Annotated in this window: 24 protein-coding genes, 1 tRNA gene and 1 pseudogene; 9 read left to right on the top strand and 17 right to left on the bottom strand. The window is 46.0% G+C overall.

Annotated features, from left to right (window positions below; genetic code table 11):
* Nucleotides 1-151 precede the first annotated feature (151 nt).
* The 6 genes from ybeD (at nucleotide 152) to ACFOEE_RS14680 (ending at nucleotide 4,033) form a co-directional block, all read left to right on the top strand.
* On the top strand, nucleotides 152-430 hold the full coding sequence (gene ybeD, locus ACFOEE_RS14705; protein ID WP_377125783.1) for a DUF493 family protein YbeD: 279 nt from the start codon (nucleotides 152-154) through the stop codon (nucleotides 428-430).
* A gap of 152 nt (nucleotides 431-582) precedes the next feature.
* The gene (lipB, locus tag ACFOEE_RS14700; RefSeq protein ID WP_377125845.1) at nucleotides 583-1,170 is read left to right on the top strand and encodes a lipoyl(octanoyl) transferase LipB; all 588 of its coding nucleotides are present in this window, start codon (nucleotides 583-585) and stop codon (nucleotides 1,168-1,170) included.
* Nucleotides 1,167-2,132, top strand: a complete 966-nt coding sequence (gene lipA, locus ACFOEE_RS14695; protein ID WP_377125780.1) for a lipoyl synthase — start codon at nucleotides 1,167-1,169, stop codon at nucleotides 2,130-2,132. Before lipB ends, lipA begins: the two co-directional genes overlap by 4 nt.
* Before the next feature lie 162 nt (nucleotides 2,133-2,294).
* Complete coding sequence (locus ACFOEE_RS14690) at nucleotides 2,295-3,497, top strand: aromatic amino acid transport family protein (RefSeq protein ID WP_377125777.1); 1,203 nt, start codon at nucleotides 2,295-2,297, stop codon at nucleotides 3,495-3,497.
* Nucleotides 3,498-3,708: 211 nt separating this feature from the next.
* Nucleotides 3,709-3,891, top strand: a complete 183-nt coding sequence (locus ACFOEE_RS14685; RefSeq protein WP_377125774.1) for an IS630 transposase-related protein — start codon at nucleotides 3,709-3,711, stop codon at nucleotides 3,889-3,891.
* Complete coding sequence (locus tag ACFOEE_RS14680) at nucleotides 3,884-4,033, top strand: IS630 transposase-related protein (RefSeq protein ID WP_377125842.1); 150 nt, start codon at nucleotides 3,884-3,886, stop codon at nucleotides 4,031-4,033. The genes ACFOEE_RS14685 and ACFOEE_RS14680 overlap by 8 nt, the downstream gene beginning before the upstream one ends.
* Nucleotides 4,034-4,215: 182 nt before the next feature.
* Here ACFOEE_RS14680 and ACFOEE_RS14675 read toward each other — a convergent pair.
* From ACFOEE_RS14675 to ACFOEE_RS14595, 17 genes and pseudogenes are all read right to left on the bottom strand, one after another.
* A pseudogene (locus ACFOEE_RS14675) lies at nucleotides 4,216-5,114 on the bottom strand (IS110 family transposase); the annotation flags it as partial.
* A gap of 123 nt (nucleotides 5,115-5,237) precedes the next feature.
* Nucleotides 5,238-5,567 carry a Na+/H+ antiporter subunit G gene (locus tag ACFOEE_RS14670; RefSeq protein WP_377125771.1) on the bottom strand — a complete coding sequence of 110 codons (330 nt, stop codon included), beginning with the start codon at nucleotides 5,565-5,567 and terminating at the stop codon, nucleotides 5,238-5,240.
* Between the two features lie 9 nt (nucleotides 5,568-5,576).
* Nucleotides 5,577-5,846, bottom strand: coding sequence for a K+/H+ antiporter subunit F (locus tag ACFOEE_RS14665; RefSeq protein WP_377125768.1), 270 nt, complete (start codon nucleotides 5,844-5,846; stop codon nucleotides 5,577-5,579).
* Nucleotides 5,840-6,376: a Na+/H+ antiporter subunit E gene (locus ACFOEE_RS14660; RefSeq protein WP_377125765.1), complete on the bottom strand. Its 537-nt coding sequence runs from the start codon at nucleotides 6,374-6,376 to the stop codon at nucleotides 5,840-5,842. Before ACFOEE_RS14660 ends, ACFOEE_RS14665 begins: the two co-directional genes overlap by 7 nt.
* Nucleotides 6,376-7,893 (bottom strand): monovalent cation/H+ antiporter subunit D, encoded by a 1,518-nt coding sequence (locus tag ACFOEE_RS14655; RefSeq protein WP_377125762.1) that lies wholly within the window; start codon nucleotides 7,891-7,893, stop codon nucleotides 6,376-6,378. Before ACFOEE_RS14655 ends, ACFOEE_RS14660 begins: the two co-directional genes overlap by 1 nt.
* Entirely contained in the window at nucleotides 7,893-8,249 is a 357-nt protein-coding gene (locus ACFOEE_RS14650; protein ID WP_377125759.1) for a Na+/H+ antiporter subunit C, read from the bottom strand. Before ACFOEE_RS14650 ends, ACFOEE_RS14655 begins: the two co-directional genes overlap by 1 nt.
* Complete coding sequence (locus ACFOEE_RS14645) at nucleotides 8,249-11,041, bottom strand: monovalent cation/H+ antiporter subunit A (protein WP_377125756.1); 2,793 nt, start codon at nucleotides 11,039-11,041, stop codon at nucleotides 8,249-8,251. The genes ACFOEE_RS14650 and ACFOEE_RS14645 overlap by 1 nt, the downstream gene beginning before the upstream one ends.
* 245 nt (nucleotides 11,042-11,286) lie before the next feature.
* Nucleotides 11,287-12,441, bottom strand: a complete 1,155-nt coding sequence (locus ACFOEE_RS14640; RefSeq protein WP_377125753.1) for a hypothetical protein — start codon at nucleotides 12,439-12,441, stop codon at nucleotides 11,287-11,289.
* Nucleotides 12,422-13,303 carry a lipoprotein NlpI gene (gene nlpI, locus ACFOEE_RS14635; protein ID WP_377125750.1) on the bottom strand — a complete coding sequence of 294 codons (882 nt, stop codon included), beginning with the start codon at nucleotides 13,301-13,303 and terminating at the stop codon, nucleotides 12,422-12,424. Before nlpI ends, ACFOEE_RS14640 begins: the two co-directional genes overlap by 20 nt.
* Nucleotides 13,304-13,685: 382 nt before the next feature.
* Complete coding sequence (pnp, locus tag ACFOEE_RS14630) at nucleotides 13,686-15,815, bottom strand: polyribonucleotide nucleotidyltransferase (RefSeq protein WP_377125746.1); 2,130 nt, start codon at nucleotides 15,813-15,815, stop codon at nucleotides 13,686-13,688.
* Nucleotides 15,816-16,050: 235 nt separating this feature from the next.
* Nucleotides 16,051-16,320 carry a 30S ribosomal protein S15 gene (gene rpsO, locus ACFOEE_RS14625; RefSeq protein WP_377125743.1) on the bottom strand — a complete coding sequence of 90 codons (270 nt, stop codon included), beginning with the start codon at nucleotides 16,318-16,320 and terminating at the stop codon, nucleotides 16,051-16,053.
* A gap of 119 nt (nucleotides 16,321-16,439) precedes the next feature.
* Nucleotides 16,440-17,381, bottom strand: coding sequence for a tRNA pseudouridine(55) synthase TruB (gene truB / locus ACFOEE_RS14620; RefSeq protein WP_377125740.1), 942 nt, complete (start codon nucleotides 17,379-17,381; stop codon nucleotides 16,440-16,442).
* Complete coding sequence (gene rbfA / locus ACFOEE_RS14615; protein ID WP_377125737.1) at nucleotides 17,381-17,812, bottom strand: 30S ribosome-binding factor RbfA; 432 nt, start codon at nucleotides 17,810-17,812, stop codon at nucleotides 17,381-17,383. The genes truB and rbfA overlap by 1 nt, the downstream gene beginning before the upstream one ends.
* A gap of 99 nt (nucleotides 17,813-17,911) precedes the next feature.
* Complete coding sequence (gene infB, locus ACFOEE_RS14610) at nucleotides 17,912-20,575, bottom strand: translation initiation factor IF-2 (RefSeq protein ID WP_377125734.1); 2,664 nt, start codon at nucleotides 20,573-20,575, stop codon at nucleotides 17,912-17,914.
* Between the two features lie 26 nt (nucleotides 20,576-20,601).
* Entirely contained in the window at nucleotides 20,602-22,101 is a 1,500-nt protein-coding gene (gene nusA, locus ACFOEE_RS14605) for a transcription termination factor NusA (RefSeq protein ID WP_377125731.1), read from the bottom strand.
* Nucleotides 22,102-22,139: 38 nt separating this feature from the next.
* A complete protein-coding gene (gene rimP, locus ACFOEE_RS14600; RefSeq protein WP_377125728.1) occupies nucleotides 22,140-22,595 on the bottom strand; it encodes a ribosome maturation factor RimP in 456 nt (151 codons plus the stop codon).
* Nucleotides 22,596-22,888: 293 nt separating this feature from the next.
* A tRNA-Met gene (locus ACFOEE_RS14595) sits at nucleotides 22,889-22,965 on the bottom strand.
* Between the two features lie 190 nt (nucleotides 22,966-23,155).
* On the opposite strand from ACFOEE_RS14595, the gene ACFOEE_RS14590 reads away from it, so the two are divergent.
* The 3 genes from ACFOEE_RS14590 to ACFOEE_RS14580 all read left to right on the top strand — a co-directional run bounded on the left by ACFOEE_RS14590 (nucleotide 23,156) and on the right by ACFOEE_RS14580 (nucleotide 25,107).
* On the top strand, nucleotides 23,156-23,938 hold the full coding sequence (locus tag ACFOEE_RS14590; RefSeq protein WP_377125725.1) for a delta-class carbonic anhydrase: 783 nt from the start codon (nucleotides 23,156-23,158) through the stop codon (nucleotides 23,936-23,938).
* 131 nt (nucleotides 23,939-24,069) lie between these two features.
* Nucleotides 24,070-24,540, top strand: coding sequence for a globin (locus tag ACFOEE_RS14585; protein WP_377125722.1), 471 nt, complete (start codon nucleotides 24,070-24,072; stop codon nucleotides 24,538-24,540).
* A gap of 51 nt (nucleotides 24,541-24,591) precedes the next feature.
* Complete coding sequence (locus tag ACFOEE_RS14580) at nucleotides 24,592-25,107, top strand: hypothetical protein (RefSeq protein ID WP_377125719.1); 516 nt, start codon at nucleotides 24,592-24,594, stop codon at nucleotides 25,105-25,107.
* The last annotated feature ends 86 nt before the right edge of the window (nucleotides 25,108-25,193 follow it).

Raw genomic sequence — 25,193 nt, 5'->3', positions numbered from 1 at the left:
CCGGCGGCCAAATGTAGTTCCCTGTGCACTTTCATTTGCTAAAAACTTGGTACTCCTGCTGTCTCATCGCAAACATTAGAGGGTCTGCAAGTACCAGAGTCAATACAGCAAACGTGCAGGAAAAGTACCGCAACAGCGTGAGGACATCTAAGTGGCAACACCCGTACAAAACACCAAATTTGATGAGTACCTTGAGTTCCCTTGCTCATTTACATTTAAAATCATGGGCTTGGCTAATGTTAACTTAATTGACCAAGTGCTAACTGTGATGCAGCGTATTGCCCCAGGTGATTATGCACCGAAAGTAAAACCAAGCAGCAAAGGCAACTATGAGTCAGTGACCTTAGTGGCCATTGTCACCAGTAAAGAGCATATCGAACTTATCTACAACGAAGTAGGAAGCCTCGAGCACGTGCGCCACATGCTATAAGTGCAGTGGTGACATCAATCTAATCGTCCCAACAAATTTGCTGGGCGTGGTGGGTTATACTCCACCCGATACGGACAGGATAAAACGTGAAAGCAGTTGACGTTTATGTACGCCATTTGGGCCGTCAGGCATATGAACCCATTTGGCAAAAAATGCAGCAATTTACCGATCTTCGTGATGATACGACGCCAGATGAGTTATGGCTGGTTGAACATGAGCCAGTATTTACTCAAGGTCAGGCTGGCAAAGAAGAACATTTGCTAGCAACAGGCGATATCCCAGTGATCAAAGTAGACCGCGGTGGCCAAGTTACCTACCACGGTCCTGGTCAACAAATGTTATACGTGCTGCTGGACTTGCGTCGTCTGAAAATCGGCGTGCGTGAACTTGTCACTTGGCTCGAAGAAAGTATCATAGATTCGCTCGACGAATACGGCATCAAAGCTTACGCGAAAAAAGACGCTCCAGGTGTGTACGTGAATGAAAGCAAAGTTGCGTCACTTGGTCTGCGAGTGCGTCGTGGCTGTTCATTTCATGGCTTGGCGCTTAATGTCAATATGGACTTATCACCGTTTTTGCGTATCAACCCATGTGGTTACGCCGGCATGAATATGGTGCAAACCAAAGATTTACAAGGGCCACAAACCGTTACCGAGGCGGGCAAAGGGCTTGTGCAACAGATGCTAAAACGCCTTCAGGCAGAGTGCGTGATAGAAACAGAAGGGTTCGAAAACCAATGAAAAATCCAGTTAAAATGGAACCAGGTGTAAAACTGCGCGACGCTGAGAAAATGGCGTTGATCCCAGTCAAAGTGCTACCCACTGAACGTGATGAAATGTTGCGTAAACCTGAGTGGTTGAAGATCCGCTTACCCAAATCAAGCGAGCGTATTGATGGCATCAAACAAGCGATGCGCAAGCATGGCCTGCATTCAGTGTGTGAAGAGGCCTCCTGCCCTAACTTATCTGAGTGTTTTAACCACGGCACTGCAACCTTTATGATTTTGGGGGCAATTTGTACCCGTCGCTGCCCATTCTGCGACGTAGCGCATGGTCGCCCATTAGCACCCGACGCAGCTGAGCCAGAAAAACTCGCGCTGACTATCAAAGACATGAAGTTAAAATATGTCGTTATTACTTCAGTTGACCGTGACGATTTACGTGATGGCGGTGCGCAGCACTTTGCTGACTGTATCCGTGAAATTCGTAAGCATAACCCTGGCATCACCATTGAGATTTTAGTGCCAGATTTTCGTGGCCGGATGGAGCGTGCGCTAGAAATCCTAAGTGCCACGCCACCTGATGTCTTTAACCACAACTTAGAAACGGCGCCACGTCTATACAAACTGGCGCGTCCGGGTGCAGACTACAAGTGGTCATTAGAGCTATTACGCCGTTTTAAAGAAGCGCATCCTGAAGTTAAGACCAAATCAGGCTTAATGGTTGGTCTTGGCGAAGAAATGAGTGAAATAGAACAAGTACTGCGCGACTTACGTGAACACAACGTAGATATGCTGACTGTCGGCCAATATTTACAGCCGTCTAAGCACCATTTACCAGTGAAACGTTATGTGCCACCCGCTGAGTTTGATGCACTTAAAGACTATGCTGACGAAATCGGTTTTGTCCATGCAGCATGCGGACCGTTCGTCCGTTCTAGTTACCACGCAGATCAACAAGCTGCAGGTAAAGAAGTCAAATAGACTAGATAAACGCCACCGCTCGGTGGCGTTTATCTTTTTGCCATCGTCTCCTACTTGTAAGCCACAAGTTACACAACGTTGCATTGATTTATAGCAAAACTATTTCAATTTTTGTGCGGTCATTATATCTTCCAACCTCTCTCACCGTACAAGGGGCAGTTTGTGCAAAAAAATAAAACGCTCGGCAGCATGCTTATCATCGCCGGCACAACCATTGGCGCAGGAATGCTCGCGCTGCCTATCGCTTCAGCAGGATTAGGATTTTCAACCGCGTTAGCCATTATGGTCGTGATTTGGCTGTTAATGACTTACACTGCATTATTGATGCTAGAAGTGCATCAACATGCCGCACCAGAAGCGACTCTCAATACTTTGGCTAAGCAATGGCTTGGCCGTCGCGGTCAATTGGTGGCAAATTTTGCCATGGTATTCTTATTTTATGCCTTATGTGCAGCTTATATCGCAGGTGGTGGCGGGCAATTACAAACTAAGCTCAACCACGCTCTAGGAATAAACTTAGCACCCCAATTCGGCTCTGTGATTCTCGCGGTACTTGTTGCCATTATCGTCACTTTAGGCACCAGCACAGTAGATAAATTAAACCGTGTCTTGTTTACCCTCAAAGTTGTGGTTTTAGGCAGCTTATTCTTTGTTTTGACCCCTTATGTACGTGGCCAACACTTATTGGATATGCCAGTGCAGCAAGGCTTAATTATTTCCGCATTACCGGTGATCTTCACCTCGTTTGGCTTTCATGGCTCTATCCCTTCGATTGTTCGTTATGTTGGGATCGACATCAAAACATTACGTCGAGTGATGATAGTCGGCGCTTCAGTGCCTTTAGTGATTTATATTTTCTGGCAGTTGCTAAGCCTTGGTATCTTAGGTCAAGCAAGCTTGATGCAAAGTGCGGGCTTGCAAGGTTTTGTTAGTAGCGTTGCGACATTAGTGCATAGTGAACAGATCAGCACCTTTGTTTCAGTGTTTGCTGATTTGGCGTTGGCCACCTCATTTCTTGGCGTGAGTTTAGGGCTTTTTGATTTCTTTACTGATGCGTTAAAACAGCAAAATTCACCTCATGGCCGCGTTAAAACTGCATTAGTCACTTTCTTACCACCGCTGGGTTTTGCCTTGTTCTATCCCCAAGGCTTTATTATGGCGCTAGGTTACGCCGCAATTGCCTTAGTGGTCTTGGCTATCTTTTTGCCAGTGGCTATGGTTTGGCAGCAACGCAAAGCCAATGCTTCGTCTAGCTATCAAGTTAAAGGGGGTAACATGGGCCTTGCACTGGCCGCACTTTCTGGCGTGGCAATTATTGGCGCACAATTACTGCAAATGGTTGGTGTCGTTCCAGCAATTGGCTAAGCACTGAAAGATAAAAATTTTCGTTAGTAGAAAGGGCTCGCTGAGCCCTTTTTATTTTCGCCATATCTGTCTGTATTATCTATCAGCTGCAGGTTTGTACTGATAAATATCTGGGCGATAACGAACTGTATATGCGTCCCTACCGATAATAGGGTATCGTTGTAACCTAATACTTTATTGCCAAATACAGATAATATGCGATAACGGTTTAATGGCATATAGTTTAGATTTCAGGCGACGAGTGTTTGCCTATAAAGAAAAGCACCACCTTACTTTTGAGCAAACAAGTGAACACTTTGGTGTCAACATCGCTTCATTATTCCGTTGGCCGAATAAGGTGGAGCCTTGCCAAAACGTGATAAACCAGCAAGTAAAGTCAATATGGAATTACTAAAAGCGATATTGAACAGTTTCCTGATGACTATCAGTGGGAACGCGCTAAACGATTGAACGTAAACCAACCTGCCATTCATTACGCGCTAAAACGCCTCAATATCAGCTATAAAAATGTATGGTCCGCCTCGTTATCGCAATGATTAACTTGTTAATAACTGGGTTGGTTTGCGCTAATGTATTCTGAGTCCTGTTGGGTGCTCCCACATCCGGCTCCACGATGAGATCCACGCTGGATTATCCTCAAAAAACCAAAAGCTTCTGACAGCTGTTTATTATGTCAGGTTTTAATCCAGTGGTTCTACCGTTTTCGTCATCACATACCTCATTGCAAATTCGGTTCTAACATTTTGTGGTTAAAAGGTTGTTTCCTTTTCGTGACCGCCCTCGCTATTTGTACCAGCTTATTTGCTAAGTCTGTACATACCACGTTAAACGGTTTCGATACCCTGAGATCCAACAGCCATTGACCGAATACTTTACCCGTTTAATCCGGCCTCGACAGAATCACTCTCGCGCCATGAATGAACAAGGTTCTTAGCATCTTGTTCCCTCGTTTGCTTATTCCCAGCAACTTCGGCTTCCCGCCAGTCGAGTATTGCGCGGCAACCTGCCCCTGCTTGGCAGCCATGTTGCGCCTGTTTTTAAACTGGGTGGCATTGCCTATGCTGGATAAACATAGACTTGCTGTCATATCACCTATACCCGGCACCTATTTCAGCAGCTCTCCCACTGGATTATGCTCGACCAACTGCTGAAGCTTTATATCCTGTTTGACAATTCGTTCATTGAGTAGAATATAGTATTCTTACTGTTCGGCCAGTTCCTGCATCAATAAAGGCGGCAGTGACTGGCTTTGCATCGCTAGCCAGTTGAACAGCTTTTTCATCGCGCTATAACCTTGCGGCAGGCTCATTCCGAATCCAGCAGCAGTGCACCGATACGTGACATACAAGCCGTCCTTTTCTTGATATAACCCTGTCGGGATTTACCAATGGCCGAAATCACCTGAGCTTCTCCACTTTTGACGCAGACAAACCGCATCCCCGGCCTAAGGGTTGCTTCACCAATGGCTTTAGCATCAATAAAATCATTTTTCTTGCCTTTGACAAAAGGTTTGACGTACTGGGGAGGAATTGGCCGAACTTCCTGGTCGTGTTGCTGGCAGAAACGCCCCAACCAATGGGCTCCGCCACATGCCTCAAAAGCAATTAGACATGGTGGAAGAGCTGTTCACTAAGCGCTTGAACTATCGCAATTTATTTTGATCCAGCTATAGGTGAGCTTTGGCATTTAGCCCAAGTACCCTATTGGGCTCATGCAAATAGAGTAATTGGACTAATAAAATTAATCTTCTTCGATTTTCTCTTCGCCAGTGGTTTTTTTGGCGGCAGGCAGCTTATGGTGAATGGCAGATTTGATCAGCATATAACCACTAATCGGCGCTGTTAGAATAAGGAAGATAGAAATTAAAATTTCTTTTGCGCTTATTCCCTCTAGCGATTGGCTAAAGTACACCATAGCAGCAGTGAGCAAACACGCCATGCCTAATGTAGTTGCCTTAGTTGGTCCATGTAAGCGCATAAAAAAATCGGGCATTTTAACTAAGCCAATTGAACCAATGAGAACAAACACACCACCGATTAACAATAAAATAGAAATGATCCATTCACTCATATTCATCCCCTATTCGATGATGTCGCCACGTAGCAGGTATTTACACACAGCTACGGTACTGACAAAACCAAGCATGGCAATCAGTAGCGCCGCTTCAAAATAAAGCGCAGTGCCCATGCTCATACCATACAGAATAATTAAGGCGATAGAATTAATATACATAGTATCTAACGCCAAAATCCGGTCTGGGATCGATGGTCCCGCTACCAATCGCCACACGCTTAATAACAAAGCTAAACCAAGCATCGCAAATACTATCAGTAACACTGTTTCTAACATTGGAAGATCTCCTTTAGCGGTGCTTCGTAGCGCGATTTTATTGTCGCGATTAGTTCAGCTTCATCTTTTAAGTCCAGCACGTGGATAAGCAAATAACGCTCAGTTGGCTCCTCGCCTGTGGCTAAGGCTTCAGGCCAAGGATAGACCTCGGCACTTACCGTTCCGGGCGTCAAAGACACTGTGCTGGCTAAGATGGTAATGGGCATAGCTTCAGTTAAATCGAGTGGCACTTTAACAAACGCAGGATTAAGGCGTTTATTTGGCCCTAAAATTAATGCCGCAACCTGAACATTGGCAGTAATAATATCGAATAATACTATCGCCAATTGTTTAACGGCTAAACCCGGACGTAAAATCAAAGGCTGAGGATCACGAAATGGCGAAATAACCCAAGGGATCACTATCGCTAAAACTGCACCGAGCACGATATGACCAGCTGAAACACTGTTATTTAGCAATAACCATACAACAAACAGCATTAAGCTGCGAAATGGCGTAGGTAACCATCGAAAACGAGCCTCAACACGCATTAGCCCTGCCCTCCTAACACTAATCGCAACATCCCAGCATAATCATGCACCCAAACAGCCGCATGATTGCTCAACTCAGTCATTGGACCGGCAAAAATAGCCAGTAATGGTGAACAGAGCAGTAACATAAATACTGCGACCAGCTGCGCGGGATGCGCATTTTCTGTCGCTGTGGCGTGAATGTCCTTTTGTGGACGTTGCCAAAACACCGTTGCTCCCGCCCGTGCCAAAGCCACTAACAATGCAAAACTAACGAACAAGTAAAGTGGCCAAAACGTTTGGCTGTGACCTGCCTCTAAAGTGGCATTCAATAGCCAGATTTTCCCGATAAAACCGGACAGGGGTGGCATGCCAATTACCGTCAATGCTGCCATCCCAAACCCTAAAGCAAGGAGCAGCGGCTGATTGACCGCACGACCGGCGGTGATGCGGTCCATGACTTTGCCACGCTGGCGCGCGATGAGATCAGCAAGTAAAAACAGTGCAGCTGAAACTAAGGTAGAATGCACCATATAGTAAATCGCCGCTGCGGTTGCCGCTTGCGTTTGCACCGCCACTAAGGCAACCAAAGTACCAACAGAAACAATGACGAGATTGGCGGCTACTTTTCGTAAATCCTGGCTGGCTAATACACCAACTGCTCCCACCACTATAGTGGCAAGCGCCAAGCCCCAGAGCCAGTCCTGTGCCATATGGTTAAGCTCACCGGCATGCTCACCGAAGATCAAAGTGTATACACGCAGCATAGAGTACACACCCACTTTGGTCATGATCGCAAAAATCGCTCCGACCACAGGCGTGGCCGATGCGTAGGTGCTCGGTAGCCATAAATGCAGTGGCAATAAGGCTGCTTTGAGGGCAAAAACCACCAGTAATAATAGCCCACCGATTTTCGCCAAATACACGTCGTCACCACTAAGTTGACCAACCTTTTGCGCCATATCAGCCATGTTGAGTGTACCGAGCACACCGTACAAAGTGCCAAGCGCAATCAAAAATACTGCAGAACCCACCAAATTCATAATCACATACTGCAAAGCCGCTCGCGTGGTGTGTTTATCTGCCGCGTGCATCAAGAGCGAATACGAGGCAATCAATAACACTTCAAAAAATACGAATAAGTTAAACGCATCTCCGGTTAAAAACGCACCATTGACCCCGAGCAATAAAAAATGCAATAAGGGATGGAAAAAGCCACCTCTTTCATCATCACCCGCAGTGCTATAAACGGCGCACACTAAAGCCAGCAAAGATGTCAGGATAGTCATGATAACCGCAAGTGGGTCGGCAACCAGCACAATGCCAAACGGCGCCTGCCAGTTACCTAAGGCATAAATTTGCGGGCCTTGACTGAGTACCTGAAGTAATAATGAAACAGTCACTAAGGTTGTGAGTACCGCCAAAATAACCGAAGCAATGCGACGAATACGCACATTTTTACCACAAGGTGGCATTAATAAAATGACCCCTGCCAGCATCGGCAATAAAATGGGTAAGGCAATTAAATGCATTAACATCAAGACTCCTTGCCTTTTCTAGCTTTTTTGGGTGTTGGCACGACACCATTAACATGGTCATTACCCAAATCTGCGCGACCACGAATGGCTAATATCACCACAAACGCAGTCATAGCAAAACCTATTACGATTGCGGTTAACACCAGCGCTTGTGGGAGCGGATCAGCATAGCTTTTGCTCATCCCAAGTACTGCTGCCTGATTCAAACTCAAACGACCTGAAGCAAACAAAAATAGGTTTACTGCATAAGACAACATAGTTAAACCAAGCACAACGGGAAAGGTACGAGCGCGCAAAATCAAAAATACGCCACAGGCAACCAGTAAGCCTACGCTTGAAGAATAGAGTAGTTCCATTAATGGGGTACCTCTTTACTAACAGCTTGCGTGGTCAATTTACCAAGACTCGCGAGGATCATCATAGTTGCGCCAACCACAGTCACATATACGCCCAAATCAAACGCCATGGCACTGGCTAGTTCAATTTTGCCTATGCCTGGAATATCAAAATAATCAAACCAACTGGTTAAGAAAGGTCGATTAAATAGCCAACTGCCTAATCCAGTTGCCAGCGCAATCGCAATACCTGAGGCGATAATTTTGCGGTAGTTAATTGTAAAGCGTGCCGCTATCCACTCAGAACCATGGGCAATATATTGCAAAATAAAGGCGATTGCGGTGATAAGACCGGCAATGAAACCACCGCCAGGGAGATTGTGGCCACGTAAGAAAATATACACCGATACCAGCAATGCCAGAGGTAATAGCGCCTGTGAAATGCTCGCAAGCAAAATTGGATAGCGTTCTTTCGCCCAAGGTCTACCCTCACCATCACTGGCTGGCATAAACAGCGGCAAATTGACGAGCAGTTTAAAGATACCAAGCGCTGCGATACCCAATACGGTAATTTCACCTAAAGTATCAAAGCCACGGAAGTCGACTAAAATCACATTTACTACGTTGGTACCACCGCCGCCCGACTTGGCATTCTCTACAAAAAATTGTGAAATAGAATCCAGCGGCCGCGTCACTAGCGCATAGCAAATACTGCCAACAATGACCCCAATAGCGGTCGCAATACCAAGATCACGCAAGACTCGAATGGAGCTTGATTCTTTGGGCGTATGTTGAGGTAAGAAGAACAGCGCCAACATCAGCAAAATCACAGTGACTACTTCAACCGTTAATTGTGTTAATGCTAAATCCGGTGCGGAAAAACGGGTAAACGCAACTGATACCATCAAACCTACAATAGAGATCATGATAAGTGCAACAATACGCGCACGATGCCAAATCACCGTACCGAGCGCTCCAACCATTAACATCGCCGCACCAATGCCAACGTGGACGTCAATATCAGTAGGCACTTTATTACCTACTAAACGATGCATTTCAAAGAGTGGCCAACCAGCTGCCAGCAGCACCACAATAAACATCAGCATTAAATAGCGCTGTAACGAGCCGTTTTCAATCGCATCAATACGTCGCTTGCTCCAGTCAGTCATGCTGTTAATCATATTTTCAAAAATGTGTTTAGCACTGAGTGGTGGCAAAGAAGCCTGAAACTGAAACAGGTATTTGCGTTGAGTATAAATCAGTAAACCACCACATACAGCCAAAGCGCTCATCAACAAAGGCAGATTAAACCCATGCCAAATGGCAACATAAAATTCAGGCGCAGCGGTCCCTAATACCGCACTTGATGCCACATTGAGCATATCTTCGACGATTAAATTCGGGAACATACCGACTAATAAACACAGTGCCACCAGAATTTCTATTGGCACCCGCATATAGCGCGGTGCTTCATGTGGCTCTTTAGGTAAATCAATTGGCTGCCCATTGAAAAACACATCATGAATAAAACGGGCGGAATAGGCCACCGAAAAAGCCCCTGCAACGGTCGCGAGCACTGGAATAAGCCAAGACATTGAGCCCAATAATTGCTGATGCAAGGTTTCGGCAAAGAACATTTCTTTTGATAAAAACCCGTTCAGAAGTGGCACACCCGCCATAGCCGCAGCCGCTACCATGGCAAGCGTTGCGGTATAAGGCATAAATTGCCACATCCCATTAAGCTTACGCATATCTCGCGTGCCCGTCTCATGGTCGATGATCCCCGTTGCCATAAACAGCGATGCTTTAAAGGTTGCATGGTTGATAATGTGGAATATCGCCGCGACCGTCGCCAACTCAGTATCTAAGCCCAACAACAAAGTGATAAGGCCCAAATGACTGATGGTTGAAAACGCCAATAGCCCTTTTAAGTCATGCTTAAATAACGCAACATAGGCACCTACTAACAAAGTCGTAAGCCCTGTGAGACCAACTAAAATAAACCACAGGTCGCTACCTGCCAAAGCTGGATAAAAACGGGCTAATAGGAAGATCCCAGCTTTCACCATAGTAGCGGAGTGTAAGTAGGCACTTACTGGTGTTGGTGCTGCCATGGCATGCGGCAACCAAAAATGAAATGGGAATTGCGCAGATTTAGTAAATGCGCCTAGAAGCACCAGCACTAAGGTCACTTCATACCATGCGTGCTGCTGAATAAGCGCTCGACTGGCTAAAATCACATCAAGATCATAACTGCCAACAATATGGCCTAATAACAACAAACCAGCAAGCAGCGCAAGGCCTCCGCCACCCGTTACTGCCAGCGCCATGCGCGCGCCGTTGCGTGCTTCACTCTTATGCGACCAATAGCTTATCAACAAAAATGAGCTGATACTGGTAAGCTCCCAAAACAGCCAAAGCTGGATCACGTTGTTTGACAACACAATCCCCAGCATTGCCGTCATAAACAGCAATAAGTAGCTATAGAGCTTGGGCATTGAGTCTTTTTCACTTAAATAGTAGCGTGCATAAAACAGCACCAGACAGCCAATACCTAAAATTAACAACACAAATAGTAAGGCAAGGCCGTCTAAACGAAACGACACATCAATACCTAATAAAGGGATCCAGCTTAGTGAGTAACGTAACGTTTCTCCGCTAAACACTTGTGGAGCAAGTTGGAAAGTCAGCACCAAAGCTGTTAGTGGCATCGCCAGCGCCACAGCCGTTAACTGAGTACGACCAAGCCGTCCCAGCAAGGATGTTATTAAACTGCCGAACAAGGATAACAAGGGTATCCAAAGCAATGCCATAGAACCTACCTTTTCAAAATTAAGTCTGACGCCATTTTCTAAGACCACTCGCGAAATACAGCTTTTTTGAATGTCTTAGCCAAGCGCATAAATTATATACTTTTTTTCGCGCGTAACGACCACAGTTATACTTTATTCGCAAAGTGCTTGTCCAGCTCACGCCAATCTAGCTGGTGATATTTTAACCATACTTAACAAACATTTCAGGTTAATTTAAATAATACCTTGAAACATGTACATTTCACCTACATCGGCTGCCATAAAGTATGTGCCAATTTTATATCGGCAAATTTGTCTTCAGCGATTTCTTGTCGCCATAGCTGTCTATATTGTGCATCCAAAGCCACAGTTTGATATTGCATTTTGCTCCAACTTTGACTGGGTCGAAATGCCGGTAATAAGCCCTTTTCACAACTCGGGCTAGGTTGCCAATTTGCAGGGGCATCTTCACGGCGACCAACAAACAGATTGGGCGCAATAAGACCCGATTTATTGCAGCGCCAACTCGCTTTAGCTGCACTAAACGGATATTCATCCTCAAAGCCATGAAAATGCATTAACTCGTGAATAAAGGTAGCGTGCTCTACGGTCTGACTCACTGTCATTACCCCGTGTTGCACATTCGCTTTGCCTACCTGAGTGATAACGACCGCAAAGTCAAAATCAGTAACAACCGTTTGAAATTGCCTCAGAAATGGGCGCCATAAACACTGAGCGAATGCGCCTTCATCATTTTGCTGGCAAGAAAGCGCCCCATTGGCATAAAGTGGCACTGAAAAACAAAAACTATGCGGTGCCGGCTCTGGTGATTGCTGATAGGCTTTGATTAAACGCTCTGCTGTAGCGAGTGCGGCGAGATTCTCGACCACCACCAGCACTCGGCTTGCACATGCTTGAGCAGCAATAGAGTGAGGCTGTAATTGCAGCCGCGTTGCATAGTTAAGCGGCAGAGCCGCAACACTGAGACCTACATGCAGCGCCAACAAAGTGCGCTGTTCATCCGCAAGCTGGTAATGGCTGTTTAGCCAGTTCAGTGCCGACCATGCCTGCTGTGTCACAAGCTCAGTGGCTAACTGTTGTATTTGTGCACCAGACCAAGTATCCAAATAACGATGCCAAGCCGACGCAACAAATTGCAGTGGTTGGCGGACAAGCTCTGTTGCGAGTATTTGGAATTGCGCTGGCTGAACCTGCAGCTCCGCTAATACTAAGCGGCTTTCATGTGCTACTGAGGGCAAAGCTAACGCGGCAATAGTAGGTGCTTGGAAGTAACTGAGTGGCTGAGTATTGAGCGTAGAGAGTGCATAACCTTGGGATAACGCGGGTATGGGGTCATGGCTTGCCTTGACCCCAACTAATAACAGCGACAGAGCTACCAGCTTAGCCTTCGTCTGCCACACCGCTCATAATATCCAATTCAAGGCGCGCGTATTTGTGCTCAACAAACTCATACACGTTGGTTGCCAGTGCCAGTTTGAAGAAATCTATCGCAACAGCTTCTTGACCACGTGCTTGATAAAGCTTAGCAAGATAAAAATACGCTTCACATAGACGTTCTGCGTAAGACTGCGCCGTTTCAATGCCAACAGGCAGGTTCGCTAAAAAGTCACTCTCAGATAATTGCCCAAGGTACAGCGCGACAATCTGTGTTCCCCAGTTATTCTGATCTAACTGCGCCGCATGGCTTTTCAGCGATTGTAGTGCCGCTGTTGTATCGCCCTGACTTTGTGCAAGGAACAACCACAAACTACGATAAGGATCTTGCGGTGCATGCGCTTGAAACGCGGCAAAGTCTTTACTCGCAAGATCTGCACGGGCACCATAATACAAAGCGATGCCACGGTTCAAATAGGCATATTCGTGCTTATCATTGAGCTCCAGTACAGTATCGAACATTTCATAAGCCTGTTCGTACTGCTGCAATAAGGTATGGTGAATACCCAAGAAATTATACACTTCAGCCAGATCCGGCTTCATTTTCACGGCACGGTTAAAATCAATGCGAGCCAAAGTGGTCAAGCCTAAACTGTCGTACAACACGCCACGGTCATAAAATAACTGTGCCTGTTGCTCTGGCGGTAACTCAGTGCGGGTTAATAATTCGGAAAAACGCGCAATGGCAATTTCATTGCGGTAGTCTGCATTCAAAGGCACACCAAACGGAACATTTAATACCGATTGTGTCTCAGGCGGTGTGGTAGTTTGACAACCACTTAATAGCGCGCCTGCCAGCACCACTAATACGGATAAATTTAGTTTCATACACTCCTCGGGCTCACGAACCTCTGATTCGTTGAGTCTGTTTTGACATTGCTGTGCAAGTTGATGGCGTCAGGCACGAAAATCAACAATGACCCACAAAGAATACTATTCAATTTTATAATTGTGCCGTTTAGGGGCCAATCTGATACCAACTGGGTAAAATGTTTCGCATCAAGCGCAACTAAATAATCAACCTTGGCCCTGGCCTTAGATTAGATTGTGTTATTGCAGCCTTGTTCACCTACTTTAACACACAACGATAAGTGTTTGGCGATTAAGAGCAAATTCTCAATTTTTAACCCAAGCCCAATTGACACTTTGCCATTAAAACATAAAAAAAGGGGCTCAGCAGCCCCTTTTCTCATTGCTTACAGAAAATTGCTTATTCTGCAGGCGTTGCGTCTTGTGCTGCTGGTGCAGCAGAGTCTGACGCTTCTTTGATGCTTAGACGTACACGACCTTGACGGTCAACTTCTAGCACTTTAACTTTCACTTCCTGACCTACTGTTAGGTGATCAGCAACATTCGTCACACGCTCAGAGCTGATTTGAGAAATGTGTACTAAGCCATCTTTACCTGGCAGAATGTTTACAAACGCACCGAAATCAACGATACGGATCACTTTACCTGTATAGATTGTGCCTACTTCTAGTTCAGCTGTAAGCGCTTCGATACGACGAATTGCTTCTTTCGCACTTAAACCATCTGTTGCTGCGATTTTCACTGTACCGTCATCTTCGATTTCGATAGTAGTACCAGTTTCTTCAGTCAATTGACGGATTGTTGCGCCACCTTTACCGATAACTTCAGCAATTTTCTTCGGTGGAATGTTCATAGTGTAGATACGCGGTGCGAACTCAGACAGTTCCGCAGCAGGCGCAGCAATCGCTTCGTCCATCACACCTAAGATGTGTAAACGAGCCGCTTTGGCTTGCTTAAGCGCGATTTGCATGATCTCTTTGGTGATACCTTCGATCTTGATGTCCATTTGCAGCGCCGTTACACCTTCACGCGTACCTGCTACTTTAAAGTCCATGTCGCCAAGGTGGTCTTCATCACCTAGAATGTCTGAAAGTACAACAAACTCTTCGCCTTCTTTCACTAAGCCCATTGCGATACCTGCAACCGATGCTTTGATAGGCACACCGGCGTTCATTAGTGCAAGTGATGCACCGCACACAGAAGCCATTGAAGAAGAACCGTTAGATTCAGTAATTTCTGATACTACACGGATTGAGTATGGGAATTCAGCCAGTGTTGGCATAACAGCCTGAACACCACGCTTAGCAAGGTTACCGTGACCGATTTCGCGACGTTTTGGTGAACCAACAAAGCCCACTTCACCCACGCTGAACGGAGGGAAGTTGTAGTGCATCATAAAGTGATGCTTTTGCGTGCCAACTAAATCGTCGATAAGTTGTGAGTCACGCTCAGTACCTAGTGTTGCAGTAACAAGTGCTTGCGTCTCACCACGAGTGAAAATCGCAGAGCCATGCGTACGTGGTAGCACGCCCGTCATCACGTCTAGTGCACGCACCATGTCAGTGTCACGACCATCAATACGTTTTTCGCCAGCAATGATACGGCTACGCACGATTTTCTTCTCAAGTGAACCGAATTGCTTCGATACTTCTTGTCCGTCTAGTGTTTCACCTTCAGCAAGTTCTGCGCTTAGCGTTGCTACTAAGTGCTCTTTTGCCGCAGCAAGGGCGTCTTTACGTGCTACTTTATCCGTAATACGGTACGCTTCGCCTACTTTGTCGCCAACGATAGCAGCAACTTTGTCTGCAAACGCTACGTCTTTTTCAGCTGCAGTCCAAGCCCAATCAGCTTTACCAGCCATGGCTTTGAATTCTTTTACCGCAGTGATGATAGATTGCGCTTGTTCATGACCGTAAACGACCGCACCTAGCATAATGTCTTCAGACAATACGCCAGCTTCTGATTCAACCATTAATACTGCGTTTTCAGTACCAGCAACCACTAGGTCAAGTTTGCTTTGCTCAAGCTCTTTAAGCGTTGGGTTTAGTACGTATTGACCATCGATGAAACCAACACGTGCCGCACCAAGTGGACCATTGAACGGAATACCAGATACAGCTAGCGCTGCAGAAGTACCGATCATCGCCACGATGTCTGGTTGAATTTCAGGGTTTACTGAAACTACAGTAGCGATAACTTGCACTTCGTTAACGAAACCGTCTGGGAACAGTGGACGAATTGGGCGGTCAATTAGACGCGCGATCAAGGTTTCGCCATCTGAAGGACGACCTTCACGCTTTAAGAAACCACCTGGTATACGACCTGCAGCGTACATACGCTCTTGGTAGTTAACCGTCAGTGGGAAGAAATCTTGGCCTGGAGCTGCTTCACGCTTACCAACTACAGTAACAAGTACTGAAGTATCGCCAATGCTTGCTAGCACAGCGCCGTCTGCTTGACGTGCGATTGCGCCGGTTTCTAAAGTGACCGTGTGGCGGCCAAGTTGGAATTCTTTAATAATTGCTTGCACAATTTATTCCTTTTTATTGAAAAAAAATAAACGCCAACTACAACCAATTACAGTCTTAAGAGGACTTACTGCGAGGTGAATAATCCACTTAAGCACTACAATTGGCAAAAGTATGACGTGATTTAGCCTTGTGCTAAATCGGGCTTAAGTATACTTCTGATAGCCCAACAAAAAAAGGGGCTATTTAGCCCCTTTTTCTTCAGCAGGTTAGAATCAACCTACTTTAATCAAATTATTAGCGACGTAGGCCAAGCTCATTGATTAGTGCTGCGTAACGCTCAACGCTCTTACCTTTTAGGTAGTCAAGAAGCGTACGACGTTGGCTAACTTTACGTAGCAAACCACGACGTGAGTGGAAGTCGTGCTTGTGGTTAGCAAAGTGACCTTGTAGCTTGTTGATGTCTGCAGTTAGAAGTGCAACTTGAACTTCTGGTGAACCAGTGTCGCCTTCAGCGCGTGCAAATTTTGCTACGATTGCTGCTTTTTCTGTATTGCTTAGTGACATAATAAAACTCCAAAATTTATGGGTATAGACACGCTTTAGCCGATCACTAATTCAGCCAAAGCAATTGCGGCGGCATTCTAACAGCTCCGCTTAGAAAATTCCACCGCTTTTAATGTGCTTTACTGTTGCATCGTAGAGAGTGCACGTTTGGCTTTCAGATGGCCATGCTGATTGCGCTCGCCCAAGCCAATAAATTGCCCTTCCGCCATCACTTTGATGATGCCTGCTGGCACTTCACTTTCCAGTTTCACCACTTGACCATGACTAAACGCTTTACCTTGCTCAGCAGAAATCGCCACCTCAGGTAAATCAGTCAAGGCGCTATCCATCGGCAAAAGCAGCTTATCCAGCAACGCATGGCGTGCGCTTTCGTCTTCTGCTACATCAGCCACCAAAGCTTCAAGATGTGCAAAATCCACCATCTTTTCACTCGGATAATGGCCTACTTCACTGCGGTGTAACATGATCACATGCGCGCCACAGCCAAGCTTTTCACCTAAGTCATCAACAATAGTGCGGATATACGTGCCTTTTGACACGTGAACCGTCATCTGAATTTCTTCAGCGTGACTATCATATTCATCTAAACTGATGCTAAACACCGTAATACGACGGCATTTACGCGGCACTTCAATGCCTTCGCGGGCATATTTGTAGAGCGGTTGACCTTGATATTTCAGCGCCGAATACATAGATGGGTATTGATCTGACTCACCTAAAAAGCTTGCGACTTCCGCTTCGAGTTGCGCACGGGTAATATTCACAGCACGGGTTTCCACCACTTCGCCATCAGAATCTGAGGTGGTAGTGCGTTCACCTAATTTTGCCCGTACCACATAGGTTTTGTCGGTATCGAGCAAAAACTGCGTGAACTTTGTGGCTTCACCAAAGCAAATTGGCAGCATGCCTGTCGCCAATGGGTCTAAAGCACCTGTATGACCTGCCTTTTGCGCGCCAAATAAAAATTTGGCTTGTTGTAACGCTTTATTAGACGAAATGCCTTGGGCTTTATTCAACAACAATATGCCGTCTAGCGGTCGACCTTTATTGCGTTTCGCCATTACGCCTGCTCGCTCTCGTCACCAGCCTTGTCGTCGGCTTGCTCAGGTAAATCTGCGTCTTCACCGCGCTTTTCTTTATCTTCACGGATCACAGACTCAACTAGGTTAGAGATACGCATCCCTTCTAGTAACGAAGTATCAATAACAAAACGTAGCTCAGGCATGATACGTGCGCGAATTCGTTTGCCTAATAGCGAACGAATATAGCCACCCGCTTCATTCAAGATTGCCGCACTTTGCTTGCTCTTGTCTTCGTCTGAGGTATTTAGAACTGTGATAAATACTTTTGCGTAAGATAAATCGCGAGATACTTCAACTGCCGATACAGTCACTAGACCTAATCGTGGATCTTTGATTTCTCTTTGAATAATCACAGCAATTTCTTTTTGAATTTGCTGGCCTACTCGGTCAGTACGAGAAAATTCTCTCATGCTTTTACTTAATCTCTTTATTAAAAACTGGGTTTCGACATGACAAAATGGGGGCTGAGCCCCCATTTTATTCAGCCTATGACCTTACGGGTCAATGCCTTACAGCGTACGCTGAACTTCGATCGTTTCGAATACTTCGATCTGATCGCCTGCTCTTACGTCATTATAGTTCTTCACGCCGATACCGCATTCCATACCGTTACGTACTTCTTGTACGTCGTCTTTGAAGCGGCGTAGTGACTCAAGTTCACCTTCGTAAATAACCACGTTATCACGTAGTACGCGGATTGGTGCGCTGCGCTTAACAATACCTTCAGTAACCATACAGCCAGCGATTGCGCCGAACTTAGGTGAACGGAAGACATCACGTACTTCAGCAAGACCGATGATCTGTTGTTTGAACTCAGGCGCTAGTTTACCAACCATCGCTTGTTTCACTTCTTCAATCAGGTCGTAGATAACGCTGTAGTAACGTAGGTCTAGCGCTTCAGCTTCAATCACTTTACGCGCAGAAGCATCAGCACGAACGTTAAAGCCAACTAGGATAGCGTTAGAAGCAGCAGCTAGTGTTGCGTCAGTCTCAGTCAGACCACCTACACCAGAACCTACAATCTTCACTTTCACTTCATCCGTAGACAACTTCACTAACGCGTCAGAAATCGCTTCCACAGAACCTTGTACGTCGGCTTTAAGTACGATGTTCACTTCTGATACATCGCCTTCTGTCATGTTCGAGAACATGTTTTCAAGCTTAGCTTTCTGTTGACGTGCCAATTTCACTTCACGGAACTTACCTTGGCGGTATAACGCAACTTCACGTGCTTTACGCTCATCACGTACCACTGTGGCTTCATCACCTGCAGCTGGCACACCAGAAAGACCTAAGATCTCAACTGGGATTGACGGACCGGCTTCTTTGATGTCTAGACCATTTTCGTCTTTCATCGCACGTACACGGCCGTACTCAAGACCACACAGTACGATGTCACCTTGGTTTAACGTACCTGACTGAACTAATACCGTTGCAACCGGACCACGACCTTTATCTAGACGTGATTCGATAACCACACCAGCCGCCATACCTTTACGAGCAGAGCGGAGTTCGAGTACTTCGGCTTGAGTCAAAATTGACTCAAGTAGGTCATCAATACCTAGGCCAGTTTTTGCAGAGATATAAACGAATTGCGTGTCACCGCCCCACTCTTCTGGGATAACGTTAAGTGCAGCGAGTTCGTTCTTCACGCGGTCTGGATCAACACCTGGTTTATCCATTTTGTTTACCGCAACGATCAGAGGCACGCCTGCTGCTTTAGCATGTTGTACCGCTTCTTTCGTTTGTGGCATCACGCCGTCGTCTGCTGCAACCACTAATACCACGATGTCCGTTGCCTTCGCACCACGAGCACGCATTGAGGTAAACGCCGCGTGGCCTGGGGTGTCTAGGAAAGTGATCATACCACCTTCGGTTTCTACGTGGTACGCACCGATGTGCTGAGTAATACCACCCGCTTCACCTGAGGCTACTTTCGCTTTACGAATGTAGTCAAGTGTTGACGTTTTACCGTGGTCAACGTGACCCATTACGGTTACAACTGGTGCACGGTGTACTAGCTCTTCACTTTCGCTACGGTCGCTTAGCACTTGCTCTTCAAGTTGGTTTTCTTTAACCAGAACCACTTTGTGACCCATTTCTTCAGCAACTAATTGTGCTGTTTCTTGGTCGATAACCTGGTTAATGGTTACCATGTCACCCAGTTTCATCAGGGTTTTAACCACTTCCGCGCCTTTTACTGCCATACGTGAAGCCAGTTCAGCAACTGTGATAGTCTCACTGATACGAACCTCGTTTTTCACTTCAGCAGTTGGCTTTTGGAAGCCTTGCTGTAACGTTGAAGGTGCCTTTAACTTACCTTTGTGCGCTTTGCGGTTAACCGGCAATTCACGCTCTTTTTGGCTCGCTTTTGACTTGCTCTTCTTCACGCTACGGCGTGCATTTTTCTCTTCGCGCTCATCTGATTCATCTTCAGCTTGACGCGCATAAGTTGAAGTCATCAAGTGGTGATCGCTATTCGCTTCACGCACACGACGTTCTTCTTCTTCCTGCTGCCAACGCGCTTCATTCTCTTCCGCTAAGCGTTTTGCTTCTTCTGCCACGCGTTTAGCTTCTTCTTCAGCTTTTTTCAGTGCTGCTTGCTCCGCTTCTTTACGCAAACGCTCCTGCTCCGCGCGCTCCGCCTCAGTTAAGGTCGGCTTGTGTGCTTCCTGCACTTTATCTTTACTGCGCTCTGCGTCTGCTTTACGTTTTGCTTCATCTTGCGCTTTACGCTCAGCGTCTTCTTGCGCTTTGCGTTCCGCTTCTTCTTTGGCGCGCAGCGCCGCTTGTGCTTGAGCTTGACGCTCTGCTTCTAAACGTGCTGCGTCTTCTTGTGCCTGACGCTCAAGTTCTTGTTGCTGCTCAAGTGCGCTTTTCTTCACGTAGGTACGTGTTTTACGCACTTCAACCTGAACTGATTTTGCTTTGCCAGTTGACCCGGTAACGCTCAGCGTGCTTTTACTCTTACGCTGTAGCGTCATACGCTCAGGACCTTCAGCGCCAGAACCACCATGCTGTTTGCTCAGATGGTTCAATAATTGCGCCTTTTCCGCTTCCGTAACCGCGTCACCTTTGGCTTTGGTGATACCAGCGTCTTGTAGCTGCTGGAGTAACTTATCAACAGTTGTATTGATCGTCTCGGCTAGCTTTTCAATGCTCACTTCTGCCATTGTGTGTGTTACCTCCCGTTAATAATTTACTCTTCACCAAACCAACAGATGTTACGGGCAGCCATGATAAGCTCACCAGCACGTTCTTCTGTTAAATCTGTGATTTCAACTAAATCGTCGATACCTTGCTCAGCTAAATCTTCTAAGGTAATGATACCTTTGCTTGCCAACACTAGTGCAGTGTGGCGATCTAAGCCTTCAAGTGCCAACAATTCATCTGATGGCTCAGCGCCTTCCAGACTTTCTTCGTTTTTCAGCGCTTTCGTGGTTAACGCGTCTTTCGCACGGTTACGTAGCTCTTCCACTGTGTCTTCATCAAGACCATCGATCTCAAGGAATTCAGCAACTGGTACGTACGCAACTTCTTCTAATGAAGAGAAACCTTCATTGATAAGTAACGTCGCGAAATCATCATCTATATCTAAGTTTTCAGTGAATAGATGGATAAGCTTGTCAGACTCTTCAGAGTTCTTACGCTGCATTTCTTCCACTGTCATCACGTTCAGCTCCCAACCAGTCAGTTGGCTTGCTAAACGCACGTTTTGACCGTTACGGCCGATAGCTTGTGCTAGGTTATCTGCTTCAACCGCAATATCCATGGCACGTTTGTCTTCATCAACTACGATTGACGCCACTTCTGCTGGGGCCATTGCATTGATAACAAATTGCGCTGGGTTATCATCGTAAAGCACGATATCAACACGCTCACCACCAAGCTCAGTAGAAACTGCTTGTACACGCGCACCACGCATACCCACGCACGCACCTACTGGGTCAATACGCTTGTCGTTGGATTTAACCGCGATTTTAGCACGAGAACCTGGGTCACGCGCTGCGCCACGCAGTTCAATCATTTCTTCGCCGATTTCAGGTACTTCAATACGGAACAGTTCCATTAACATCTCTGGTTTAGAACGTGTTACGAATAGCTGCGCGCCACGCGCTTCTGGTTTTACTTCATAAAGTAAACCACGTACACGGTCACCAGGACGGAACGTTTCACGCGGTAGCATGTCTTCACGGTAAATAACCGCTTCAGCATTGTTACCTAAATCAAGGATAACAGCGTCACGTGATGCTTTTTTAACAACACCAGTAACTAGTTCACCTTTTTGATCTTTATAAGCGTCAACGACTAACGCACGCTCAGCTTCACGTACTTTTTGTACGATCACTTGCTTCGCCATTTGCGTGGTAATACGGTCAAACTTAATTGACTCGATTTGTTCTTCGACATAATCACCTAATTGGATTTCAGGATCATCAAAACGCGCTGCATCCAGAGTGATTTGTGAGAACGGGTGCTCAAGCGCACCATTTTCCAACGTTTCAGCAACTTGCCAACGACGGAAAGTATCGTACTCGCCTGTTTTACGGTTAATCGATACACGTACTTCGATTTCACCTTCATGTTTTTTCTTCGTGGCGGTCGCTAGTGCGAACTCTAAAGCTTCAAAGATTTTTTCTCTTGGAACCGCTTTTTCATTAGAGACGGCCTCAGCCACCAATAATATTTCTTTTGCCATAGGTAATGCCTCGTTTGCCCTGTTCCTTCGCACTCAAATTAGAACTTTGCAATGATATTGGCACGCTCAACGTTGCTGACCATAAGGACAAATTCAGCACCGTCGATTTTTAGCGTGAGCATATCACCGTTAACTGCAACTAAGTCGCCTTTAAAGTTGCGGCGACCATCCTGAGGAAGCTTAGTACGAATACGTACTTCTTCCCCTAGCGCTTTTTCAAAATGCGCTTGCTTGAACAAAGGTCTGTCTACGCCTGGCGAAGAGACCTCTAAGGTGTACTCATTTGTAATCGGGTCTTCGACGTCTAAGATAGCACTCACTTGATGACTGACTTCCGCACAATGTTCGACATTGATTCCATCTTCATGGTCAATGTAAACGCGCAACGTCGAGTGACGGCCAGCTGTTACAAACTCAAGACCCAATAACTCAAAACCCAAAGCTTCTACAGCGGGTTCAAGCATAGTGGTTAAATCTTGCTCGAGTTTTGTCACGAATTTCCTCCATACAAACAAAAAAAGGGCATGTGCCCCCAAAATATAGCTGTAACAGTATCGTTTACTGAGTCTAGTCAAAAACTTTAGCAGTAACCAGATACAACAACGCCCCGGACCAAGCGGGGCGTCACACAAAAACTTAGCGGTGTGGCCTAAGGCCAGCTTGGTTGCGGTCAAACTTTTTTGCCTTGAGAAGCGCCGAAACAAAAACGCGCATTACCAGAATGCGCGACTTCTCACAAAACGCTTACGCGCTTTCAACGTAATTTCTGCGTAACGCAAAAAAGTCTTGGTTGCGGGAGCCGGATTTGAACCGACGACCTTCGGGTTATGAGCCCGACGAGCTACCAGGCTGCTCCATCCCGCGGCAACGCACGTCCAACAAGGAACGTGTCAAAACTGGCGGCCATTATAAAGAGTGTTACATTAATAAGCAACCCATCGAAAAATAAAAGTTATCTTGGCTTAATTTGAATTGGGATGGTTATTTTCGATAACACTTGTCGCCATTATTATTCCATTTATACTAACAGCATTTACCCATTATAGGAATTTTTATGAATAAGACATTAAATTCGCTGTTAGCCAGTATTGTAGTCGGTCTAACCTCAACCTCAGCTATCGCAGCCAGCTGCAAAGGCTACGGCCCACAAACGCCACGTGATATTGACAGTGTACTAGGCGAGAATGCCCGAGTATTCAGTAAAGCTCCAGCCAGTGATCAAATGAACTTGTGTAATATTCATTTCCACAAAAATGCTGAGCACAAAGCCAAAGACTTTTCTGTATTTGCCGGTGAAGGTCAATATGGTGGTTATCAATGTAATGCGACCAGCAGCTTAACCGCCGCTGAGCTGAAAGCACCCGAAGGGAAAGTGTGTAAAAACCTCAAGCCTGGCGATACGATTGAAGTTCACTGGGTACATAGCTCATGTGATGTTGCGCCGGGTAAGGGATTAGGCTCATGTTTAAATGAGCAATGTGCCAACCCTAACCTGCGTGTTGAGACTCAGGTATTTTTAGTGGTGAACGACCCAGACGCTGTGGATTTTAATACCCTCGATTATGACGGTAATATCGTCAATGGTTATCATCAAGCTAAACATATCCCAAATAACACGGGCAAACCGATTGAGTTTTTAGGCTCTACCACAGGTCCAAGTTACAACAATCAGCAATGCTCACCCCTACAAGTGACGTGGAGCGTGCGCCCAAGCTGTGCCAAAGTTGATATCAACAGTTTGGCTAAATGGTGCGAAGAAAACGTGTTTGAGGAAGATCACGCGCATGGTGTGCGAGAGTTAGTAACGAATCCTAAGTTATTGTCACCAATCAATTAAAATTATTGTTGCTAGAAATATAGCACAAACTTGATGGCGAATGTCGCAAACTGCACATTCGCTGTCTATACTCAGCTCGTAAGTGTTTTTAAGCAAAAGGAAGCGCATCTGATTTTTTAATTGGAGCGACTATGAGCATATCTCCCTACCAATATCGCATGTTAACCCAATCAGTGGCCATCATCCGCCCCAATTTTCATTGCTTCTGCATTAGCTGGCTGAATCATGTCAATCGCTATCAAATGAACAGTGAAGTGTTCTCTCATGAGCAAGTGATTTTAAACAACGAACATCAACTCTTTAATTTTTTACAGCAATGCGTCAATCTCACGGTGGACAGTCAAAAATTGATCCAATTTTTGCGTCCCTTGGGCGAACAGCTCAAGACCTTTCATATGACTGAACGCGATATTTCCGTGTTGTGTAACAGTTTATTGGTCACCCTGCAGCTCCATTTAAGTCGCCAATTTACCTTGGCAATGCGCAATGCCTGGCGCCGCCTGTTGCATTTAGTGGCTAATGTGCTTAATCACGAAATGTTTGGTCGTCACAATATTGTTAGCCTAAGCGAATATAAAGCGCGTAAATCTCAGGCTTGTTAGCAACTTAAAGGCCAAGTAAACTGTCTCTAATAAAGATACTCGAGCGAGACTATGAAACTACACTTAGCCGTTACAGCCGTTGCCACTACTCTGTGGTTAAGCGGCTGCGATGTTATTGTTTCCAACAAAAGCCAACTGGAAACGCAATATTTAGAACAGCATCAAGAGTTACAAACCGTGATCTCTGAGATCCGCGCGAAAGGTTTAGATGCGGTCGCAAAAACTGCCGAGCAAGGTACACTTGCAGCCTGTGTAGCCAACAAACTTGACGCCGACCCTATGGGTGCGTTGATAGAAGTCGAAGGGGCATTGCAAGACAGCGCAAACCTCAGCGAGTTGGTGGCAAATATCGCAGACTTAAGTAATCAAGAAATTAGCCTTGAGCAATTACCTAATTTATTACGCCAAGGTGCCGACACCGTATCCTATTTGCGTACTCTGCTGGCACAATACGATTTAGCTGAGTTAAAAGCACAAGCTGCAGCGCTGCTTGCCGATACACAAAACAAAAGTGCCGATATTGGTTCTCACCTACGCCAAATAATCGACACCTGCAAAACGCAGTAACACGTTAGATTGATGGCAGGTTTCTGCCAGCAAAGCTGATCGTATCGAGCGCATATGGCGTATAGCAAGAATAATGTCTTACGCCA

The organism is Pseudoalteromonas fenneropenaei (genome assembly GCF_042643375.1).
GTDB classification, from domain to species: Bacteria; Pseudomonadota; Gammaproteobacteria; order Enterobacterales; family Alteromonadaceae; genus Pseudoalteromonas; species Pseudoalteromonas fenneropenaei.
This window is presented reverse-complemented; position numbering and strand designations above follow the sequence as displayed.

Bases quoted from the DNA above. Each gene is read 5' to 3' on its own strand.
- lipB (WP_377125845.1), top strand. From the start codon at position 583: ATGCAGCAATTTACCGATCTTCGTGATGATACGACGCCAGATGAGTTA.
- lipA (WP_377125780.1), top strand. From the start codon at position 1,167: ATGAAAAATCCAGTTAAAATGGAACCAGGTGTAAAACTGCGCGACGCT.
- ACFOEE_RS14685 (WP_377125774.1), top strand. From the start codon at position 3,709: ATGGCATATAGTTTAGATTTCAGGCGACGAGTGTTTGCCTATAAAGAA.
- ACFOEE_RS14670 (WP_377125771.1), bottom strand. From the start codon at position 5,567: ATGAGTGAATGGATCATTTCTATTTTATTGTTAATCGGTGGTGTGTTT.
- ACFOEE_RS14665 (WP_377125768.1), bottom strand. From the start codon at position 5,846: ATGTTAGAAACAGTGTTACTGATAGTATTTGCGATGCTTGGTTTAGCT.
- ACFOEE_RS14660 (WP_377125765.1), bottom strand. From the start codon at position 6,376: ATGCGTGTTGAGGCTCGTTTTCGATGGTTACCTACGCCATTTCGCAGC.
- ACFOEE_RS14655 (WP_377125762.1), bottom strand. From the start codon at position 7,893: ATGTTAATGCATTTAATTGCCTTACCCATTTTATTGCCGATGCTGGCA.
- ACFOEE_RS14650 (WP_377125759.1), bottom strand. From the start codon at position 8,249: ATGGAACTACTCTATTCTTCAAGCGTAGGCTTACTGGTTGCCTGTGGC.
- ACFOEE_RS14645 (WP_377125756.1), bottom strand. From the start codon at position 11,041: ATGGCATTGCTTTGGATACCCTTGTTATCCTTGTTCGGCAGTTTAATA.
- nlpI (WP_377125750.1), bottom strand. From the start codon at position 13,303: ATGAAACTAAATTTATCCGTATTAGTGGTGCTGGCAGGCGCGCTATTA.
- rpsO (WP_377125743.1), bottom strand. From the start codon at position 16,320: ATGTCACTAAGCAATACAGAAAAAGCAGCAATCGTAGCAAAATTTGCA.
- truB (WP_377125740.1), bottom strand. From the start codon at position 17,381: ATGGCGAAACGCAATAAAGGTCGACCGCTAGACGGCATATTGTTGTTG.
- rbfA (WP_377125737.1), bottom strand. From the start codon at position 17,812: ATGAGAGAATTTTCTCGTACTGACCGAGTAGGCCAGCAAATTCAAAAA.
- infB (WP_377125734.1), bottom strand. From the start codon at position 20,575: ATGGCAGAAGTGAGCATTGAAAAGCTAGCCGAGACGATCAATACAACT.
- nusA (WP_377125731.1), bottom strand. From the start codon at position 22,101: ATGGCAAAAGAAATATTATTGGTGGCTGAGGCCGTCTCTAATGAAAAA.
- ACFOEE_RS14590 (WP_377125725.1), top strand. From the start codon at position 23,156: ATGAATAAGACATTAAATTCGCTGTTAGCCAGTATTGTAGTCGGTCTA.
- ACFOEE_RS14585 (WP_377125722.1), top strand. From the start codon at position 24,070: ATGAGCATATCTCCCTACCAATATCGCATGTTAACCCAATCAGTGGCC.
- ACFOEE_RS14580 (WP_377125719.1), top strand. From the start codon at position 24,592: ATGAAACTACACTTAGCCGTTACAGCCGTTGCCACTACTCTGTGGTTA.